The sequence below is a fragment of the Lentzea sp. NPDC092896 genome, assembly GCF_044754905.1.
Lineage (GTDB): Bacteria > Actinomycetota > Actinomycetes > Mycobacteriales > Pseudonocardiaceae > Lentzea.
Genome location: NZ_JBIVPX010000003.1, coordinates 480,803 through 499,422 on the forward strand (window position 1 = coordinate 480,803; position 18,620 = coordinate 499,422).

Below are 18,620 nucleotides of genomic sequence, written 5' to 3' on the forward strand. Positions count from 1 at the left end.
GCGACGAGCCGGGCACGGCGGGCTGGGCGTCCATGAGGGGGTCGTACTTCCTACGACGCGGATCCACAACGGACCCTGAAAAGGATCACTCCATCAGGCAGGTAGCCTGTGGTCCGCGCCTGGTCTGCACCTGGCAGTAACACCGGGGTAACTGTACCGGACGCATCCAACCGTCTCCGGAAGTGGAAAGTCTGCTGCATGATTCCGATTACCGTCGTCGACGTCCAGGACGCCGAGCCGCTCGTGCTGGAAGTGCTCCGCTCCGGTGTCATCGCACAGGGACCGATGGTCAAGCGGTTCGAGGACGCTTTCGCCTCCGTTGCGGGTGTGCCTCACGCGGTCGCCGTGAACAACGGCACGACCGCGCTGGTCGCGTCCATCCAGGCGCTCGACCTGCAGCCCGGTGATGAGGTCATCACCACGCCGTTCACCTTCGTGGCCACGCTGAACGCGATCCTCGAGGCCGGCGCCACCGCTCGGTTCGCCGACATCAGCGCGGTCGACTTCAACCTCGACCCGGAGAAGGTCAGCGGCGCGGTCACCGACCGCACCAAGGTCCTCATGCCGGTCCACCTGTACGGCCAGATGGCCGACATGGGCCGTCTCGTGCCGCTCGCGCAGCAGCACGGGCTGACGATCGTCGAGGACTCGGCGCAGGCGGTCGGCGCGACGTTCGAGGGCAAGCCCGCCGGTTCGTTCGGCATCGGCTGCTTCTCGCTCTACGCCACCAAGAACATCACCACCGCAGAGGGCGGCGTCATCACGACGTCGGACGACGCGCTGGCGGACAAGCTGCGCGTCATGCGCAACCAGGGCATGCGCGCCCGCTACCAGTACGAGATGGCGGGTCACAACTACCGCCTCACGGACCTGCACGCGGCGCTGGGCATCCCGCAGCTCGAGAAGCTGTCGCAGCTCACCGACGCGCGCCGGCGCAACGCCGAGGCGCTCTCGAAGGGCCTCGAAGGCGTGACCGGCCTCACCGTGCCGGCCGTGCTGCCGGGCCGTGAGCACGTGTGGCACCAGTACACGATCCTGGTCGGCGACGACGCCCCGGTGACCCGCGACGAGCTCGCGGCGAAGCTCACCGAGAAGGGCATCGGCAACGGCATCTACTACCCGAAGCTCGTGTTCGACTACGACTGCTACCGGGACAACCCTCAGGTCATCGCCTCCGACGTGCCGGTCGCGCAGAAGGTCGCCGAGCAGGCGCTCTCGCTGCCCGTGCACCCGAAGCTGACCGACGCAGAGCTCGAGACCATCGTCTCGTCCGTCCGGGAGGTGTTCGGCGCGTGACCGCCCGTCCCAAGGTCGCCCTCGTCGGCGCCGGCACGATGGGCTCGCTGCACGCCCGCGTGCTGTCGCAGTCCGATCGCGTCGACTTCAAGTTCGTCGTGGAGCAGAACGCCGAGACCGGTCAGGCCATCGCCGACCGCTTCGGCATCGAGCACACCAGCTCGCTGGACGGGCTGAAGGACGTCGACGCCGTCGTCATCGCGGCCGCCACCGAGGCGCACTACGCCATCGCCAAGCAGGCGCTGGAGCTCGGCAAGCCGCTGCTCATCGAGAAGCCGCTGGCCGCGACGTACGCGCAGTCCGAGGAGCTCGTCGCCGAGTCGGAGAAGCGCGGCCTGCCGCTCGTCTGCGGCTTCCTCGAGCGCTTCAACCCGGCGATCCTCACCGCGAAGCAGTTCGTCGGCGAGGTCGTGCAGATCAACGCGATGCGGCACTCGCCGTTCGTGCCGCGGATCAAGACCGGTGTCGCGGGCGACCTGCTCATCCACGACGTCGACCTCGCGATCCGCTTCGTGGGCAACGCCCCGGCCGCGGTGAAGGGCTCGTTCGGCTTCTTCCACAAGCAGTCGCAGGACAACGGCTCCGAGGACTCCGCGGACGCGACCATGTCGTTCGAGAGCGGTGCCCTCGCCACGATCTCGGCGTCGCGGATCAGCCAGCGCAAGGTGCGGCAGATCTCGGTGCTGGAGATCGACCGCCTGATCGAGATCGACCTGCTGCGCCGGGACATCACGATCTACAAGCACGTGGCGGACTCGCCCGCGGCGGACGGCGTCGGCTACCAGTCGCAGACCGTCATCGAGCTGCCGACGATCCTGCAGAGCGCCGAGCCGCTGGCCGCGCAGCTGAACCACTTCCTGAACCTGCTCGAGCTGGGCGCCGGTTCGGACGAGGTGACCGCTGAGCGCAACGCGATCCTCCCGGCGCACAAGGTCGTGCACGAGGCGACCCTCTCGGCCACCAACGGGAAGGCCTGACGCGATGCGCATCGCGATCATCAACAACTTCTTCCCGCCCCGGATGGGCGGCAGCGCCTACGTGTCCGACACGCTGGCGCGCTACTACGCGGCGCAGGGCCACGAGGTCCTGGTCATCACCGCCGCGTACGGCGGTGCGCTGCCGGTGGAGGAGCGCGACGGCATCAAGATCGTGCGGCTGCCGTCCTGGACGCTGCCGGAGACCCGCATCTCGTTCAACTTCGACATCACGTTCGCGTTGAAGTGGGGCAACCGCAAGAAGGTCTTCAAGCTGCTGGACGGCTTCAAGCCGGACGTCGTCCACCAGCACGGTCAGTTCTTCGACCTGACCTGGCAGAGCGGTCTGTGGGCGCGCAAGCGCAACGTGCCGTCGGTGCTGACGCTGCACACGCGTCTGCAGAGCCCGATGAAGCCGATCCACGCGGTCTTCCGGATGCTCGACGCGATCGTCGTCAAGCCGATCACGTCGTACAACAAGCCGACGAAGCTGATCGCGATCGACACGATCTTCTACGAGTACATCAAGAAGCGCTACAAGACGCCGGACGAGCGCATCGAGAAGCTGGCCGTGGGCGTGGAGCTCGACCGCTTCCACGACCTCGACCACGCCACCGAGCGCGCCAAGATGCGCGAGCGGTTCCCGGAGATCGGGGACGGCCCGGTCATCGCGTCGCTCGGCCACGTGATCCCGGTCCGCGACCGGATCAACCTGGTCAAGGCGCTGCCCGAGGTGCTGAAGAAGCACCCGGACACCAAGGTCCTGGTCATCGGCGGCCTGTACAACACGGAGTTCCTGGAGATCGCCAAGCAGCTGGGCGTCGAGCACGCGCTGATCTGCACCGGCACGCTGCCGAAGGCGGAGATCCCCGGTCTGCTCGCGGGCGCCGACATGGAGGTCCACGACCTGCAGGGCTTCGGCATCGGCATCGCGTCGCTCGAGGCGATGGCGGCGGGCGTCCCGACCGTCATGGCCGAGCGGGCCGACTACTTCCCGAACGCCGTGATCACCAACGGCACGGAGTCGCTGCTCACCAAGCCGGGCGACCACTCCGCGCTGGCCGAGTCGATCAACCGGCTCATCGAGGACGAGGGCGTCGCCAAGAAGATCGGCGAGGCCGGTCGTCAGTGGGTCTTCGACAACTTCGACATGCCGAAGATCTGCGAAGCCAACCTCGACATCCTCAAGAACGTGTCGGGCAAGGCCTGACGTGAGTCACGTCGTCGTGATCGGCGGAGGGATCCTCGGACTCTCCGCCGCTCACGAACTTCTCCGGCGCGGTCACGACGTGACCGTGCTGGAGAAGGAGTCGCACTGGGCGGCGCACCAGACCGGGCACAACAGCAACGTCGTGCACGCCGGTCTGTACTACAAGCCCGGTTCGCTCAAGGCCCGCATGTCGGTGGCGGGCAACGCTTCCATGGTGGCCTTCGCCAAGGAGCACGGCGTCCCCGTCGACGTCTGCGGCAAGCTGGTCGTGGCGACCTCGCCCGACGAACTGCCCCGCCTGAACGCCCTGGCCGAACGCGCTGAAGCGAACGGCGTTCCCGCCAGGATCATCTCCCCCTCCGAGGCTCGCGAGTACGAGCCCGAGGTGTCCGCCGTCTCCGCCCTGCGCGTCGAGTCCACGGCGATCATCGACTTCCCGGCCGTCTGCCGGGTGCTCGTCGGCCTGCTGTCCGGTGCCGACCTCCGTCTGAACTCCCCCGCGCTGGCCATCCGTTCCACGGACACCGGCGTCGCGGTGGCCACGCCGCAGGGCATCGTCCGGGCCGACGCGCTGGTGAACTGCGCGGGCCTGCACAGCGACCGCGTGGCCAGGCTCGCCGGCCTGCGTCCCAAGGCGACGATCGTCCCGTTCCGCGGCGAGTACTACGAGCTGCGGCCCGAACGGCGTGAGCTGGTGCGCGGCCTGATCTACCCGGTGCCGGACCCGGCGCTGCCGTTCCTGGGCGTCCACCTGACCCGGATGCTCGACGGTTCCGTGCACGCGGGTCCGAACGCGGTCCTGGCGCTGCGCCGCGAGGGTTACCGCTGGGCCCAGGTCAGCCCGCGCGACGTGGTCGACGTGCTGCGCTTCCCCGGCACCTGGAAGCTGGCCGCCCGGTTCGGCCGGACCGGGCTGGACGAGGTGCTCAGGTCGTTCTCCCGCAAGCGTTTCGCGGCGAGCCTGGCCCGACTGGTGCCGGCCGTCGGCGAGGACGACATCGTGCGCGCCGAGGCGGGTGTCCGCGCCCAGGCGATGCTGCCGGACGGCTCGCTGGTCGATGACTTCCTGATCGAGTCCGCACCGCGCCAGGTGCACGTGCTGAACGCGCCCTCCCCTGCCGCCACCAGCGCGCTGGAGATCGGCCGGCACATCGCGGACGAAACGGTCGCCACGCTCGTTTGAGCAGGTCAACACACCTGTAAGAGTCCTGCAAACCGCCTGTAGATCCTGTCGCAGCGAGTTTGCAGATGGCTTGCAGGCCATACCCGCAGAGTTCTGGCTGTAAACAAAACAGCCCGAAATTCTGGGGGGCACGAAAATGCGACTGCGACGGATGGCGACCCTGCTCGCTCTGGTTGCGACGGCGGTGACGTTCCTGGGGCCGATCGCCGGCCAGGCGGCACCGGAGCCCGGCACGCTGGTCACCGACGGCGGATACGCCAAGCAGGGCAAGGAACCCGAGCCCGGCTTGAAGATGGCGGCGAACAACCCGATCGCGAGATCGGAGGTCATGAAACGGGCCGAGACCTGGTTGAAGGCGCGGGTCCCGTACAGCCAGTCCTCCTGGTACGCCAACGAGTACGGCAGCTACCGCCAGGACTGCTCCGGCTTCACGTCGATGGCGTGGGGCATGGACAACAGCTACACGACCTACTCGCTGCAGCCGTTCATGTACTCGATCGCCAAGTCGGAACTGAAGCCCGGCGACGTGCTGTGGAAGCACAACAGCGACCAGCAGCACATCGCGATCTTCGTGCGCTGGGCCGACGGCGCGCAGACCCAGGCAGTGGTCTGGGAGGAGTGGGACTTCGGCCAGGTCGCCGAGCAGCGCACCTGGAGCGCTTCCTACACGGCCTCCTACGCGGCCAAGCGCTACAACAACATCGTCGAGGACTCGGTGGGCCAGACCGGTTCGTCGTTCTCGGGTGACGCGAAGACCGACGTCGCCGCCGTCCTGCCGAGCGGCGAGGTGAAGGTGTGGCGCAACGGCCGCGGCTTCGCGGAGAACCCGTGGGACGCCGACGCCGTGGTCGCCTCCGGTTTCACCGACGAGAGCGCCCACTTCGCCGACCTGGACGGTGACGGCGACAAGGAGATCATCACGGTCCTGCCCGACGGCCAGGTCAAGGCGTGGCGCAACGGCCGCGGTGTCACCGCGTCCCCGTGGGACGCCGAGGCGATCATCGCCACCGGCTTCACCAACCAGTCCCTGCACTTCGCCGACCTCGACGGCGACCGCAAGGCCGAGATCATCACCGTTCTCCCCGACGGCCAGGTCAAGGCGTGGCACAACGGCCGCGGCTTCGCGAACAGCCCGTGGGACGGTGACGCGATCATCGCTTCCGGCTTCACCAACGAGTCGCTGCACTTCACGGACCTGAACGCCGACGGCAAGGCCGAGATCGTGACCGTTCTCGGCGATGGTCAGGTCAAGGCGTGGCGCAACTACTGGGGCTTCAAGGCGAACCCCTGGGACAACGAGGCGATCATCGCCACCGGCTTCAGCAACCAGTCGCTGCACTTCGCCGACCTCGACGGTGACGGCAAGGCCGAGATCGTCACGGTCCTGCCCGACGGCCGTGCGAAGGCCTGGCACAACTACCACGGCTTCGCGAACGCCCCGTGGGACAACGAGGTCATCTTCGCCAGCGGTTTCACCAACACCAGCCTGCACCTGATCTAGCCCGCCACGAGTCTGGAAAGGACAGTCATGAAGAAGCTGACCGCCACCCTGCTCGCCACGGCGTTCGCAGGTCTGGTCACCGGTACCGCCTACGCCGCGCCGCCGGAAACCGAGTCACAGCAGGAAAACCGCGACAGCGCCCTGAACACGATGGTCGCCGCCGGTCTCCAGGACGACTACGTCAACGTCGCCGGCCCCGCCGCCCAGGCCGTGCAGGCCGAGTTCCGGATCCCGGCCTCGGTGACCACCTCGCAGTCGATTCTCGAATCCGACTGGGGCCGCAGCAGCCTCTCCGCCAACGACAAGAACTACTTCGGCTTCAAGTGCGTGAACGCGTCGAGCCCCGGCCCGATCGCGATCGGCTGCCACGCCTACCAGACCACGGAGTGCACGCCGACCTGTCATCCCGAGACCGCGTACTTCCGGGTCTACCGCTCGATGACCGACTCGTTCCGCGACTACGGCCGGCTGATCACCACGAGCGGCATCTACGACAGCGCCCTGCCGTACCGGGAGAACAACCCCGACCAGTTCATCCGCGAGGTCGCGAAGAAGTACGCGACGGACCCGAACTACGCCAGCAAGAACATCTCGTTGATGCAGAACTACAACCTCTACCGCTTCAACACCGGCGGGCCGTCCGTCTCGGCCGGGTCCTCGTTCTCGGGTGACGCCAAGACCGACATCGCGTTCATCTCCGCCGACGGCAACGTGAAGGTGTGGCGCAACGGCCGCGGCTTCGCCCAGAACCCGTGGGACGCCGACGCCATCGTCGCCAACGGTTTCACCGACGAGAACGCCCACTTCGCGGACCTCGACGGCGACGGTGACAAGGAGATCATCACCGTCCTGCCCGACGGCCAGGTCAAGGCGTGGCGCAACAACGGCACCTTCGGCGCGAACCCGTGGGACGCCGACGCCATCATCGCCACCGGCTTCACCAACCAGTCACTGCACTTCGCCGACCTCGACGGCGACCGCAAGGCCGAGATCATCACCGTCCTGCCGGACGGCCAGGTCAAGGCGTGGCACAACTACCACGGCTTCACGAACAGCCCGTGGGACAACGAGGCGATCATCGCGTCCGGCTTCACCAACTCCTCGCTCCACTTCGCCGACCTGAACGCGGACGGCAAGGCCGAGATCGTCACGGTCCTGCCCGACGGCGCCGTGAAGGCGTGGCGCAACTACTGGGGCTTCCAGGCGAGCCCCTGGGACAACGAGGCCGTCATCGGCTCCGGCTTCACCAACGAGGGCCTGCACTTCGCCGACCTCGACGGTGACGGCAAGGCCGAGATCGTCACGGCGCTGCCGGACGGTTCGGTCAAGGCGTGGCACAACTACCACGGCTTCGCGGCGAACCCGTGGGACAACGAGGTCGTCTTCGCGACCGGCTTCACCAACGCCAACCTGCACCTGATCTGACGACTGGCTCGAAGTGTGGCCGCACCGGACTCTCCGGTGCGGCCTTTTCGCAGTTCAGGGCCCTGCAGCAGATTTGCAGATGATTTGCAGGCGGGCCCGGCAGAGTTCGTCCTGTCAGCATCGTCGTGCCCGCCCCGCTGGGGGTGGGGCGGGCACGACAGCATTCCCGGGGGGAAGAAATGAGCCGCTCGTTCATCTTCGTCACCATCGCCGCCGTGCTCGGCCTGACCGCGTGCACGTCCGCACCCGCGCAGAACGCCACCGCCGACCGGCCGGCCGGCACCGCCGCGACCACGATCACCGACCAGCCGAAGAACGTGGTGAACACCGACACCCGCCTCGGCTACGGCTCGCTCAAGCTGGGCATGACCCTGGAGGACGCGCGGGCGACCGGCCTGACCGATCTGACCTGGGACAGCGACGGTGACGGCGCCTGCGTGGGCGACGACTCGGTCGCGATCTCCAAGCGGTACGGCGTCGTGCGCATCACGCTGCCGGCGGAGGCCAAGACCTCCAAGGGAATCGGCATCGGCTCGACCTACGCCGCGGTGAAGAAGGCGTACCCGACCGTCTCCGCGTTCCGCGCCGGCTGGTCGGCGAGCATCGCCGAGAACGCGGGCTACTCCTTCATCGGCAGCTCCGAGACCGACCAGTTCGCCGACACCGACAAGGTCGTCCACATCAAGCTGCACACGTACAACGCCGACTGCTCGATGTACCTGCTCTGAGTCAGCAATCCCTGGGGGGAAAGAAAAATGAAGCGTTCCATCGTTCTCGTCACCATCACCGCCGCGCTCGGCCTGGCCGCGTGCACGTCCACGCCCGCACCGGAGCAGACCGCCGCACCCACGTCGTCCAGCACCACGACGCCGCCGGCCGCCCAGGTCGTCACCACGGTCGTCACCCAGACCGTGACCAACCCACCGCCTCCACCGGCCAAACCGGTGATCGGCTCGTTCGGCTACGGCGAACTCAAGCTCGGCATGACGGGGAAGCAGGCGATCGACGCCAAGCTGATCGGCCCGGTCAGCGGGCCCGGCGGGCCCTGCTCGTCCCACCAGATCCTCGGCACTGGCCAGTACGTCTGGGTGTCCTCGAAGCTGGGCGTCGCGAGCATCAGCTTCACCGCGGACATGACCGCTGACGGCGCGGGAATCGGCGCGACCGAGGAAACGCTCAAGGCGGAGTACACGAACCTCGAGCCGACCGGCCCGAACTACAGCTGGGTCGCCGACGCCGACAACAACCCGGCCGCCAAGTTCATCTTCGGGGTGGACCAGGACAAGAAGGTCGTCGCGGCGATCCTGTCGCTCAAGGGCCAGGACTGCCACAACTAGGGCCTGTATCGAAGTCTGGTTCGATGAGAGCTGCGCTTGAGGCGGTTCGTGGTGGTGCGGCCGAATGGCCCGCGTACCGGTGTTGTACGTGGGTCGTTCGGCCGTGCCGCCAGGAACCGCCTCGGGCCCGGCTGTCGCGGATCAGACTTCGATACAGGCCCTAGCCCGGAAACGACGAAAGCCGCACCAGGCTCCAGTGCGGCTTTCGTCCTCTGTGGACTGTCAGCTTTGGACGGTCACCAGGCGGGTGAACTCCGCGGGAAGGTTGAAGCCGTCCCAGTGGTCGGAGAACGTCAGCGCGTTGCCGAACGGCACGATGCGGTCGATGCCGCGCCCGGCCAGTTCGTGCGCCAGCGTCTCCAGCTCCTCCTGCGAGAAGCCGAACACCGACAGCGTCTGGTCCTTGCGCTGCACCATGGGCACCAGCGCGGACAGCGTCGGCAGCGTGGCGAACGGGAAGGTGCCCGCGCCCAGCCACTCGCGCGGCACGTCCGCCGCCTCCGTCAGCTCCAGGGTGGCCACCGCGTTGCCGTCGAACGAGATCGACTTCGCGTGGCCGTCCGCCGCGACACCGTAGGCGGAGACGCGCTTCTGCACGGCCATCGCGGGCTCGACGACGTGGTTCTTCGCTTCGAGCACCGCGGTCAGCTCTGCCCGGAACTCGGTCCGCGCCTGCTGGCCCGCGACCTCGTCACCGACCCAGAACAACGCGCGTGGCGACGAGCAGGCGGCCTGGTCGAACCAGTACGAGTCGTTGTAGAAACCGACGGCCACCTCGCGCTTGCGCTCCGGCGTCGCGGAAACCCAGCCGTCGACGGAGATCAGCGCGAACGAGGCGCGGTCGGGGAACGTGACGTCGCGCGCGTGCGGCGCGAGCGGCATCTTGCGCACCTCGTTGACGGCGCGGTCGCCGCCCCAGATGACGCGCAGGTCGCACGCCGCGGACAGCGCGGCGGTCACCTTGTCGTCGCGGTCGTAGGTGACCATGACCTGGGTCTGCGCGACCGCCGGGTGCGCGTCCTGCAACGCGTCGTTCAGCGCCTCGACGACGGCTTCCGCCGCACCGGCCGAACGCGGCGAGATGCGCACGACGTTGCTGTTGCCGGACAACGCCGACAGCGCCCACGAGTACACGAAGATCGTGTCGACGTTGGCGGGCGGGATGTGGAAGACGAGACCGCGGCCGAAGCGCAGCACGCCCTCCGGGGTCTCCAGCTGGCGCAGCACCTTGTTGATCTCGCCGCGGCGCAGGAAGAAGCCGAGCGACGCGAGTTCCGGGTAGCGGCGGGCCATCTGCGGGGCGAGCAGCTTGCGCGCGAACTTCACCAGGAAGTCGACGATCCGCTCGTCGCCGACCTTCAGCCGGCCGCCGGTGGGCTCGCCGGAGATGCTCGCGAGGAGCTCGTCGACCGAGGAGACGTCAGATCCTGCCGGGAAACGGCGCTTCATGAGGCCACAGCTCCAGAGAAGGTGTCCGAACAGCCGCGTGCCTCGGCCCGCGGGAGCCTGCCGAGCACGGAGAACCGCTTGCCCGGCCAGTCGCCGTCGTCGACGCCGTGCACCACACCGAGGTCCTCGGTCAGCAGCACGTGGCCCGGGTAGCTGCGGGGCAGCGTCGAGACGACCTCGATGACACCGGGAACGCCGACGGGCTGCTCCTCCCAGGTCTCCGGGTTGCGGATGATCACGTCCGCGAAGTCCGGGCAGTACAACGAGTTGCCCGACTTGCCCTCCAGGAAGACCGTGCCGATCTGCTCGATCATCCCGTAGTAGTTGTAGATCTGGGTCAGGCCCGTGTCCTCGGCGAAGCGCTTGCGGAACTCCGAGTTGTCGACCGCGATGTCGATGAGCTTCTTCCAGCCACCGGAGTGGATCAGGATGCCGTTCGACAGGTCCAACTTGTGCTCACGCGCGACCTCGTAGAGGTACTGCCACACCATGAAGGTGAAGCCGAAGATCAGGAACGGCTCTGAGCCGTGCTTGGCGAGGAACTCCTTGATCGCCTCGACGTCCGGCTGGTCGTTCTCGTCCAGCGCGTAGACGTGACTGCGGCCGAACGTCGCCATGCCGAGCACGCCGGCGCCGCGAGCGGAGAACGAGCGGCGGTTCTTGATGATGCTGATGGTGTCGACCATCAGCATCGGCAGCCGCTTGCCGCCGAGCACCTCCTGCAGCGTCGCGCCGAGCTGCCGGGTCTGCACCGCGGCGGCGTCCTTGTCGAGGTAGATCCGGGACGCGCCGCCGCCGGTCGTGCCGGACGACGTGAGCACCTTGAAGACCTCGGAGTCCGGAATGGACTTCAGCTCGTGCGTCTTGAACATGCGCACCGGCAGCCACGGCAGGTCGTTCAACGACCCGAACTTCTCGCCGGACTTGATACCGAGTGACGACAGGATCCGGTCGTACTGCTCGGAGTTCGCGCGGTGGTGCTCGGTCAGCTCGGTCAGTTCGGCCAGCAGCGCGGTCTCGCGCTCGGCCTGATTGCGCCCGAAGACGCTCATACCTGTGCCTCCAGTGACCGGTAGTCGATCTTGCCGCTGGGCAGCTGCGGGAAACCCTCCGCCGGACGCACGTCGAAGCCCGTGACGTGCAGGTGCAGCGTCTCGGACAGCAACTTCGCGGCCTGCTTGCAGGTGTCCTTCTCGGCCCTGTCGAGGAAGACGACGACCTTGTCGCCCGCGGGTACGGCGGCGGCTGCGCCGAAGCCCTTCACGATCTGCTCCAGGTCGTCCAGGTTGACCCGGTTGCCGAACACCTTGCCGATTCGCTTGAGCCGGCCGGTGATGTAGAGGAACCCGTCGGCGTCGAGGTAACCGAGGTCGCCGGTGACGAGCACGCCGCCGGTCTCGTCGCCGAGAGCGAGCTCGGCTTCGGACTCGGCGTAGCCCATCATCACGTTCGGCCCGCGGTACACCACCTCACCGGCAACACCGGATTCGGCGATTTCGTTCCCGGCCTCGTCGCGGATGGCGAACGTGCCGCCGGGAAGCGCGGGACCCGCGGAGCCGACCTTCTCGGCGAGCCGGTCGGACGGCACGGTGGCCATCCTCGGCGCGGCCTCGGTCTGGCCGTACATCACGAACATCTGCCCGCCGGCGGCGCGCATCTTGTCGTTGAACTCGCTGACCAGGTCGGTGCGGAGCTTGCCGCCGGCCTGCGTCAGCGTGCGCAGCGTCGGGTACTTGGCCGGGTCGAACCGCAGCCTGCGCAGCATCTCGTAGTGGTACGGGACACCTGCGAGCGACGTCACGCCGTACTGCGTGACCGCGTCCCAGAACGGCCGCGCCACGACGCCGGAGCCCTCCAGCAGCACCGTCGCGCCCTTGCGCAGGTGGCTGTTGAGCACGGACATGCCGTAGCTGTAGTGCAGCGGCAGGGTGGTCGGCGCGACCTCGTTCTCGTCGATGCCGAGCACCTCGGCGATCGCGTCGGCGTTCGCGAGGATCGCCGAGCGGGACAGCCGCACGAACTTCGGGTTACCGGTGGAGCCGCTGGTCGGCAGCATCACGGCCAGATCGGGGTGCGGGGCGACGCCGTCCGCGTCCTCGCGCACCCAGTCCTGGGAGTACCCCGGCGCGGGTTCGTCGTCGATGCCCAGCACGACCGCGGGGCGGAAGCGGGCCACGAGCCCGTCCAGCACCTCGCGGTCCTGCGCCGGGTCGAGCAGCGCGACGGCGCGGCCCGCCTCGAACGCACCCAGGTACCGCAGCACGCTCGTCAGGTCCAGGCCGACCCGGAGGAACAGCACCCCGGACGGCAGATCGGCGAGTTCCTTCGCCGCCTCGGACACGCGACCGGCGAGCTCGGCACCGCCGAGCAGCTCACCGGTCGCGGCGTCACGCAGGCGGGCCTGAGCGTGCAGCAGCGTCACAGCACCAAACCTCCGTCGATCCCGAGCACCTGACCGGTGACGAACGAGGCGTCGTCACTGCTCAGGAATCGGATCACCTTGGCCACTTCTTCCGCGGTGCCGAGCCGGCCGAGGGCGGTGTCGCCCTTCACCCGCTCCAGCACCTCGTCGGACTGCTCCGAGATCAGGTCCGTCTGGATCACGCCGGGCGCGACCGCGTTGACCCTGATCCCGTGCCTGCCGAGTTCCTTCGCCGCGGACTTCGCCGCCGCGACCAGCGCCGCCTTGGACGCCGCGTAGACCATCTGACCGGCGTTGCCGCGCTCGCCGACGATCGAGCCGATCAGCACGATCGAGCCGGTGCGCTTGCGCATCATGGCCCGCGCCGCCGCCTGCACGGAGTTGATCGTGCCGGCGACGTTCGTGGTCAGCGTCCTGTTGACGTGGTCGTCGGTGAGCATGCCGATAAGGCCGCCCTCCAGCACGCCCGCGCTGGCCACGAGCACGTCGATGCGCCCGTGCTCCTTCGCGATCGCCTTGAAGACGTCCTTGATCGCGGCGGAGTCGGCGACGTCGAGCGCCACGCCGTGGACGCGTTCGCCCAGCTCGGCGGCGCGCTTCTCGGTCGTCTCGCGGTCGCGGCCGGTGATGACCACGGTCGCGCCCGCCTCGGCCAGCGCCGCGGCCGTGGCGAAGCCGATGCCGCGCGTGCCGCCGGTGACGACCGCTACCTTGCCGGCGAAATCACTCACCCGCGCCGAGGCCCTTCAGCATGTCGACGGCGACCTTGAAGCTGCTCATGTCGATGACCTGCTCGGTCTCGAACTGGACGTCGAACTCGTCCTCGATGGCGGCGACGAGCGCCATGTGGCCGACCGAGTCCCACTCATCGATGTCGCGGTACTTCAGGTTCTCGACGTCAACCGAGTCGTCGAGCTGGAGGGCGTCCACGAAGACACCACGAAGACGGTCGTTCAGGGACATCGTTCTCTCGTTCTCTCGGACGGTCTGGGTCAGTGCTCGTTCGAACGCTCGGTCCACGCCTTGAGCAGCGCGGCGAGCTCCTCCGGCAGGCCGGCGGGAACCTCCGCCTCCTTGCCGGTCAGGAAACCGGTGAGAGCGGCGATCGCGTCCTCGTCGGCGCCGCGACGCGACAGGCCGATGACGTTGACGCCGGTCGTGCGGGCCGGGTTGCCCAGGGTGATGGTGAACGCACCGACCTCCTTGCGGATGGCCGAGCCGAGCCCGATCATCGCGCCGGGACCGATCTGCGTGCCCTGGTGCACGACGGTGCCGAGGCCGATGTTGGAGCCGCTCCACACGTGGCAGTGGCCGGCGATCTGCACGGCGCTCGTGATCACGACGCTGTTGTCGATGACGCAGTCGTGCGCGATGTGGGCGCGGCCCATCACGTAGTTGTCGTTGCCGACCCTGGTCGGCTCCTTGGCGCCCTGGTTGATCGTGACGAACTCGCGGATGCGGTTGCGGTCGCCGATCACCACGCCGGGGCCGTCGTTCTCGCCGTCCCAGCCCGCGAGGTGCGGCGCGCTCAGGAACTCGGCGGGGCCGCCGATGCTGACGTGCGGGCCGATGAAGTTGCCGTCACCGATCCGAGCCGGACCTGCGATGACCGTGTACGGCCCGATCACGTTGTCGTCGCCGATCTCGACGTCCTTGCCGATGATCGCGGTCTCGTGAATGCGGTTCGCCACTGATCCCTGTCCTGCCCGTGAGTTGATGTGTAACCCACGTCACCAGGGCACTTCCACCCGACGGGGCCGGTAGGCCACTCTACTTCACGGGCAGAACAGGGCCTGACCGGCCAGTGGTGTGGCCTGGAACGTTGCCGGGCGACTTCGCGGTCAGACGGGTGCGTCGCGGTGCCGCCCCCACGTCCTCGTACTGGTGGTACGGGGGCGTGGGGGCGGTGCCGCGAGGCGCCCTGCTGAGCGTGAAGTCACCCGCCAACGGGCCTGGTCACGCCACTGAGTTCAGGAGATTCAAACTCGCGTCCAGGACGATCCGCTCAGTGGTGCCTGCGGCGGGCGTCGCCGTGTCCGAGTACTTCAGCGGACCAGGCCACGCGTAGGAGACGCAGTAGCTGCCGAGTCCCGCGATGGCGTTGTCGCCCTGGTTCCACCCGGCCTCGTAGCCCGCGTGCAGGTTGCCGCCGGAGCGCAACGTGTCGTTGTCCGCGATGTAGCCCTCGCACTCGTTGGCGTATCCCGCGACCCAGAGGTTTCCGGAGAACGCCGCGTGCAGCTTCACGTCGTAGGCGGACACCGGCTCGTGCGCGAGGGCCAGGATGCTCAGGCCGCCGAACCGCCAGCGCTGGATCGGCATCGGCATCGAGGTGGGCAGCTCACCCGCGTCGATCAGCTTGACCATCAGGGCGGCGTGCCGGCGGTTCGGGTCCGTCTGCGGCATCACCTTGAGCCGGAGCTTGTACTTCGCGCGGACCGCGGCCAGCACGTCCGGGTCGGCGGTGTTCGTGTGGAACGGCAGGCTGACCTCGGTCATCGCCGTGCTGACCGGTCCCGTGACGGCGTCGAAACCGTCGTCGCCGAGGACGTCGAGGACCGCCTGGCCCAGGACGGTGCCCAGCTGCTCGGTGGTGGCCGGGACGTGCGGGTCGTTCGCTTCCTGGTCGCCGCACGCGCCCTGGACGAACAGCGCGGGCACACCCAGCTCGTTCTCGATGAGCTCGGAGGCGACGGCCGGGAACTCGCCGTCGAACACCTCGTCGTTGCCGCGCGAGACCGGGTGGCACGCCGCTCCGAACACGACCGCGAACAGGTCGCCGTCGGTGTTGTCGAGGCGCAGCACCGGCACGGTGTCCAGCACGGCGAAGTCGTCCGCCACGCGGTTGTGGCCGATCTTGGCCTCGCCCTCGGCGTAGGACAGCGTGACGTCGGTGCGCTCCAGGTCCAGCGTGTCGCGGACCAGCTGCACCAGGGCGTCGGTGATCAGCCACGTCGTGCCGTTGACCGCGTCGACGTCGGCCTGACTCAGGCCCATCATCACCTGCGGGCTCGGCTTGGTGTCGCCGTACAACGGGCCCGAGTGCGTGTGGCTCGCCAGCAGCATCAGGTCGTTCGCCGCGACCAGTCCCTCGCTGACGAGGGTCCCCCTGATCGCCTGGTTGACGTCCCTCGGGATGCTGACGAGGTCCGCGCGCAGCAGGACCTTCGGCACGCCGCCGTCCCAGAGCACGAGGCACTGGGCGCGTAACCGGCGGGCGATCGCGCCGTGGTTGCCGCGCGGGCTCCACCCGTACCCGCCCATCCACAGGCTCGGATAGGGCGGGTTCACCGGTGTGATGTCGACTTCGCCGACCGCTGCTTCAAAAGACATGACAACTACCCCCTACTTGCTGGACACCACACCCCCATGTGGTGTTCTGCAAGGAAGACGTCGTCAGGCCCGGAGAAATACAGGTTTTGGAAAAGTTTTACCTGAGAACTTCCAGGCCGCCCATGAACGGACGCAGCGCTTCGGGGACGACCACGGAACCGTCGGCCTGCTGGTGGTTCTCGAGGATCGCCACGATCCACCGGGTGGTGGCCAGCGTGCCGTTGAGCGTGGCCGCGATCTGCGACTTGCCGTTCTCGTCGCGGTAGCGGATGTTCAGGCGGCGCGCCTGGAACGTGGTGCAGTTCGACGTCGAGGTCAGCTCGCGGTACTTCTGCTGCGTCGGGACCCACGCCTCGCAGTCGAACTTGCGGTGCGCCGACGTGCCGAGGTCACCCGTCGCCGTGTCGATGACGCGGTAGGGCACCTCGATCTTGGCGAGCATCTCCTCTTCCCACCCGAGCAGCCGGGCGTGCTCCGCCTCGGCGTCCTCGGGCTTCACGTAGGAGAACATCTCGACCTTGTTGAACTGGTGCACGCGGATGATGCCGCGGGTGTCCTTGCCGTACGACCCGGCCTCGCGGCGGTAGCACGACGACCAGCCCGCGTACCTGCGTTCCCCGTCGAGGATCTCGTCGGCGTGGTAGCCGGCGAGCGGCACCTCCGACGTGCCGACGAGGTACAGGTCGTCCGCGGGCAGGTGGTAGATCTCGCTCGAGTGCGCGCCGAGGAACCCGGTGCCCGCCATGATCTCCGGCCGCACCAGCGTGGGCGTGATCATGAGCTCGAACCCGTTGGCCGTGGCCTGCGCCGCCGCCATGTTGAGCAGCGCGATCTCGAGCTGGGCGCCGACGCCCTTGAGGAAGTAGAACCGCGAGCCGCCGACCTTCGCGCCGCGCTCCATGTCGATCGCGCCGAGCTTGGTGCCCAGGTCGAGGTGGTCCTGCGGCTCGAAGTCGAACACGCGCGGCTCACCGACGGTCTTGACGACCACGAAGTCGTCCTCGCCGCCGACCGGCGCGTCCGGGTGCACCAGGTTCGGGATCCTGGCCAGGAGCTCCTGGACCTCGTCGTTGGTGGCGTGCTGCTCGGCCTCGGCGGCCTTGACCTCGGCGGCCAGGTCCTTCGCCTTGACGAGCAGGGCGGTCTTCTCGTCGCCCTTGGCCTTGCCGACCTCCTTGCCGAGCACCCGCTGCTCGGCGCGCAGGGTGTCCGCGCGGGAGATGGCGGACCGCCGGCGCTCGTCCGCGGACAGCAGGCTGTCGACGACGCCCTCGTCCTCGCCACGAGCACGCTGCGACGCGCGCACTGTCTCCGGGTTCTCGCGCAACACCTTGAGGTCAATCACCCTGGAAAGGGTAGTCCCCGCCTGATCCGCACTTCATCCGGATATCCCGTTCGCGCTGTTCAACGGACGACGGCGCGGTGGCGTTGAAGTGGCAGGAGGTGCGCGATGACGAACGAGGTTCCGCACGACTTCGACCACGAGAAGTTCCACCGGGAGGCCTCGCGGAAGCCGAACCCGGTCCTGGCCTTCGCCGGTGGCCTCGTGGCCGCACTGCTGGGATTTCCGCAGGAAACGGCGAGACGGGCAACGCCGGGCCGTCCGTCCGCGTCCTGAAGTTCGTGACGCCCGAACCCAAGGGAAACGGACCGGCCTTCACGCTGTTCGCAGGCATCGTCCTGTTCGTCGCAGGTGCGATCCTGCTCCCGGACGCGGTCCAGGACGCGGAGGGTGGCGTGCCCGGCACCTACAACGTCCGGGACGGCACGTTCGTCAGTGACGACGGCATGGTCACGCTGTCCGGCATGTACCTCGCCACCGGCAACCCCGTGCAGGACGAGACCGTCCGGGTGATCAACGCCGACGACCGGCTGTACGAGTTCGGAAGCCGTCCTCAGGGCCCGCTGGTGCTGGTGCCGCCGATCCTGCTCGGAGTGGCGGGCCTGGTCACCTCCGGCCTGGGGATCCGGCGCCTGCGCCAACGAAGAGGACCCGGCACCTGAGCACCGGGTCCCTTCGCGAAGCGCGTGTCTAGAAGATCGCGAACGCCACCACGAGACCGAGGGCCACGTGGGCCGCGGCGACGACGACGGAGGCCGGTGCGAACTTGTCCGACTCGATGATCGAGCCGATGTCCAGGCGGGTCACCCACTCCAGCAGTCGCACGGCCGCGACCTGCACGATGATGCCGACGATGCCGTAGATCAGCGACGTGAGCAGGCCCTCGTCGAGCTTGCCGACGGCGCTGAGGATCGCGACGACGACGATGAACGCCATCGAGACGAGGCCGGAGGCGGTGACGATCACGGCGTTCGGGGCGCCGTTGCGGACCAGGAGCGACAGCTTGCCCGGCGTCGTCCAGTCGATCGCGTAGAAGCCGAACACCATGAGGACCAGACCGACGACGGCGTACAGCGCGATCGCGCCGATGCCCCGGCCGATCGCCGAGCCGAAGCCGGGGTCCAACGCGAGCTCGTACATGTGCTGTT

General features: G+C 68.2%; 19 protein-coding genes. 10 read left to right on the forward strand and 9 right to left on the reverse strand.

Going from position 1 to position 18,620, the window contains the following annotated elements; translation table 11 throughout:
• Positions 1-198: 198 nt before the first annotated feature.
• The 8 genes from ACIQF0_RS18020 (at position 199) to ACIQF0_RS18055 (ending at position 8,926) form a co-directional block, all read left to right on the forward strand.
• Positions 199-1,296, forward strand: coding sequence for a DegT/DnrJ/EryC1/StrS family aminotransferase (locus ACIQF0_RS18020; protein ID WP_360048008.1), 1,098 nt, complete (start codon positions 199-201; stop codon positions 1,294-1,296).
• The gene (locus ACIQF0_RS18025; protein ID WP_401030661.1) at positions 1,293-2,273 is read left to right on the forward strand and encodes a Gfo/Idh/MocA family protein; all 981 of its coding nucleotides are present in this window, start codon (positions 1,293-1,295) and stop codon (positions 2,271-2,273) included. The genes ACIQF0_RS18020 and ACIQF0_RS18025 overlap by 4 nt, the downstream gene beginning before the upstream one ends.
• 4 nt (positions 2,274-2,277) lie before the next feature.
• A complete protein-coding gene (locus tag ACIQF0_RS18030; RefSeq protein WP_401030663.1) occupies positions 2,278-3,480 on the forward strand; it encodes a glycosyltransferase family 4 protein in 1,203 nt (400 codons plus the stop codon).
• Position 3,481: 1 nt separating this feature from the next.
• On the forward strand, positions 3,482-4,663 hold the full coding sequence (gene lhgO, locus ACIQF0_RS18035) for an L-2-hydroxyglutarate oxidase (protein WP_401030665.1): 1,182 nt from the start codon (positions 3,482-3,484) through the stop codon (positions 4,661-4,663).
• A gap of 136 nt (positions 4,664-4,799) precedes the next feature.
• Complete coding sequence (locus ACIQF0_RS18040; protein WP_401030667.1) at positions 4,800-6,164, forward strand: FG-GAP-like repeat-containing protein; 1,365 nt, start codon at positions 4,800-4,802, stop codon at positions 6,162-6,164.
• A gap of 27 nt (positions 6,165-6,191) precedes the next feature.
• A complete protein-coding gene (locus ACIQF0_RS18045; protein ID WP_401030669.1) occupies positions 6,192-7,589 on the forward strand; it encodes a glucosaminidase domain-containing protein in 1,398 nt (465 codons plus the stop codon).
• Positions 7,590-7,768: 179 nt separating this feature from the next.
• Entirely contained in the window at positions 7,769-8,317 is a 549-nt protein-coding gene (locus tag ACIQF0_RS18050) for a hypothetical protein (protein WP_401030670.1), read from the forward strand.
• Between the two features lie 27 nt (positions 8,318-8,344).
• Complete coding sequence (locus ACIQF0_RS18055) at positions 8,345-8,926, forward strand: hypothetical protein (protein ID WP_401030672.1); 582 nt, start codon at positions 8,345-8,347, stop codon at positions 8,924-8,926.
• A gap of 222 nt (positions 8,927-9,148) precedes the next feature.
• Here ACIQF0_RS18055 and ACIQF0_RS18060 read toward each other — a convergent pair whose 3' ends face one another.
• The 8 genes from ACIQF0_RS18060 to serS all read right to left on the reverse strand — a co-directional run bounded on the left by ACIQF0_RS18060 (position 9,149) and on the right by serS (position 17,475).
• Positions 9,149-10,375, reverse strand: a complete 1,227-nt coding sequence (locus ACIQF0_RS18060; protein WP_401030674.1) for an acyl-CoA reductase — start codon at positions 10,373-10,375, stop codon at positions 9,149-9,151.
• Positions 10,372-11,427 (reverse strand): acyl-protein synthetase, encoded by a 1,056-nt coding sequence (locus tag ACIQF0_RS18065; RefSeq protein ID WP_401030676.1) that lies wholly within the window; start codon positions 11,425-11,427, stop codon positions 10,372-10,374. Before ACIQF0_RS18065 ends, ACIQF0_RS18060 begins: the two co-directional genes overlap by 4 nt.
• Positions 11,424-12,797 (reverse strand): AMP-binding protein, encoded by a 1,374-nt coding sequence (locus tag ACIQF0_RS18070; RefSeq protein WP_401030678.1) that lies wholly within the window; start codon positions 12,795-12,797, stop codon positions 11,424-11,426. Before ACIQF0_RS18070 ends, ACIQF0_RS18065 begins: the two co-directional genes overlap by 4 nt.
• Positions 12,794-13,528, reverse strand: a complete 735-nt coding sequence (locus tag ACIQF0_RS18075) for an SDR family NAD(P)-dependent oxidoreductase (protein ID WP_401030680.1) — start codon at positions 13,526-13,528, stop codon at positions 12,794-12,796. The genes ACIQF0_RS18070 and ACIQF0_RS18075 overlap by 4 nt, the downstream gene beginning before the upstream one ends.
• Positions 13,521-13,760 (reverse strand): acyl carrier protein, encoded by a 240-nt coding sequence (locus tag ACIQF0_RS18080; protein WP_191302297.1) that lies wholly within the window; start codon positions 13,758-13,760, stop codon positions 13,521-13,523. The genes ACIQF0_RS18075 and ACIQF0_RS18080 overlap by 8 nt, the downstream gene beginning before the upstream one ends.
• 29 nt (positions 13,761-13,789) lie before the next feature.
• Positions 13,790-14,488 carry a UDP-N-acetylglucosamine acyltransferase gene (locus ACIQF0_RS18085; RefSeq protein WP_401030683.1) on the reverse strand — a complete coding sequence of 233 codons (699 nt, stop codon included), beginning with the start codon at positions 14,486-14,488 and terminating at the stop codon, positions 13,790-13,792.
• 265 nt (positions 14,489-14,753) lie between these two features.
• Positions 14,754-16,130 carry a hypothetical protein gene (locus ACIQF0_RS18090; protein WP_401030685.1) on the reverse strand — a complete coding sequence of 459 codons (1,377 nt, stop codon included), beginning with the start codon at positions 16,128-16,130 and terminating at the stop codon, positions 14,754-14,756.
• Positions 16,131-16,227: 97 nt separating this feature from the next.
• The gene (serS, locus tag ACIQF0_RS18095) at positions 16,228-17,475 is read right to left on the reverse strand and encodes a serine--tRNA ligase (RefSeq protein ID WP_401030687.1); all 1,248 of its coding nucleotides are present in this window, start codon (positions 17,473-17,475) and stop codon (positions 16,228-16,230) included.
• A gap of 105 nt (positions 17,476-17,580) precedes the next feature.
• Between serS and ACIQF0_RS18100 the strand changes: the two genes are divergently transcribed.
• Both ACIQF0_RS18100 and ACIQF0_RS18105 read left to right on the forward strand, forming a co-directional pair.
• Complete coding sequence (locus ACIQF0_RS18100; RefSeq protein WP_401030689.1) at positions 17,581-17,748, forward strand: hypothetical protein; 168 nt, start codon at positions 17,581-17,583, stop codon at positions 17,746-17,748.
• A 5-nt stretch (positions 17,749-17,753) separates the two neighbouring features.
• Positions 17,754-18,134, forward strand: a complete 381-nt coding sequence (locus ACIQF0_RS18105) for a hypothetical protein (RefSeq protein ID WP_401030691.1) — start codon at positions 17,754-17,756, stop codon at positions 18,132-18,134.
• Between the two features lie 28 nt (positions 18,135-18,162).
• Here ACIQF0_RS18105 and ACIQF0_RS18110 read toward each other — a convergent pair whose 3' ends face one another.
• Positions 18,163-18,612: a DUF350 domain-containing protein gene (locus ACIQF0_RS18110; protein ID WP_401030692.1), complete on the reverse strand. Its 450-nt coding sequence runs from the start codon at positions 18,610-18,612 to the stop codon at positions 18,163-18,165.
• Positions 18,613-18,620: the final 8 nt, after the last annotated feature.

Coding starts and splice junctions, on each gene's coding strand:
- ACIQF0_RS18020 (WP_360048008.1), top strand. CDS start 199: ATGATTCCGATTACCGTCGTCGACGTCCAGGACGCCGAGCCGCTCGTG.
- ACIQF0_RS18030 (WP_401030663.1), top strand. CDS start 2,278: ATGCGCATCGCGATCATCAACAACTTCTTCCCGCCCCGGATGGGCGGC.
- ACIQF0_RS18040 (WP_401030667.1), top strand. CDS start 4,800: ATGCGACTGCGACGGATGGCGACCCTGCTCGCTCTGGTTGCGACGGCG.
- ACIQF0_RS18045 (WP_401030669.1), top strand. CDS start 6,192: ATGAAGAAGCTGACCGCCACCCTGCTCGCCACGGCGTTCGCAGGTCTG.
- ACIQF0_RS18050 (WP_401030670.1), top strand. CDS start 7,769: ATGAGCCGCTCGTTCATCTTCGTCACCATCGCCGCCGTGCTCGGCCTG.
- ACIQF0_RS18055 (WP_401030672.1), top strand. CDS start 8,345: ATGAAGCGTTCCATCGTTCTCGTCACCATCACCGCCGCGCTCGGCCTG.
- ACIQF0_RS18060 (WP_401030674.1), bottom strand. CDS start 10,375: ATGAAGCGCCGTTTCCCGGCAGGATCTGACGTCTCCTCGGTCGACGAG.
- ACIQF0_RS18065 (WP_401030676.1), bottom strand. CDS start 11,427: ATGAGCGTCTTCGGGCGCAATCAGGCCGAGCGCGAGACCGCGCTGCTG.
- ACIQF0_RS18080 (WP_191302297.1), bottom strand. CDS start 13,760: ATGTCCCTGAACGACCGTCTTCGTGGTGTCTTCGTGGACGCCCTCCAG.
- ACIQF0_RS18090 (WP_401030685.1), bottom strand. CDS start 16,130: ATGTCTTTTGAAGCAGCGGTCGGCGAAGTCGACATCACACCGGTGAAC.
- ACIQF0_RS18100 (WP_401030689.1), top strand. CDS start 17,581: ATGACGAACGAGGTTCCGCACGACTTCGACCACGAGAAGTTCCACCGG.
- ACIQF0_RS18110 (WP_401030692.1), bottom strand. CDS start 18,612: ATGTACGAGCTCGCGTTGGACCCCGGCTTCGGCTCGGCGATCGGCCGG.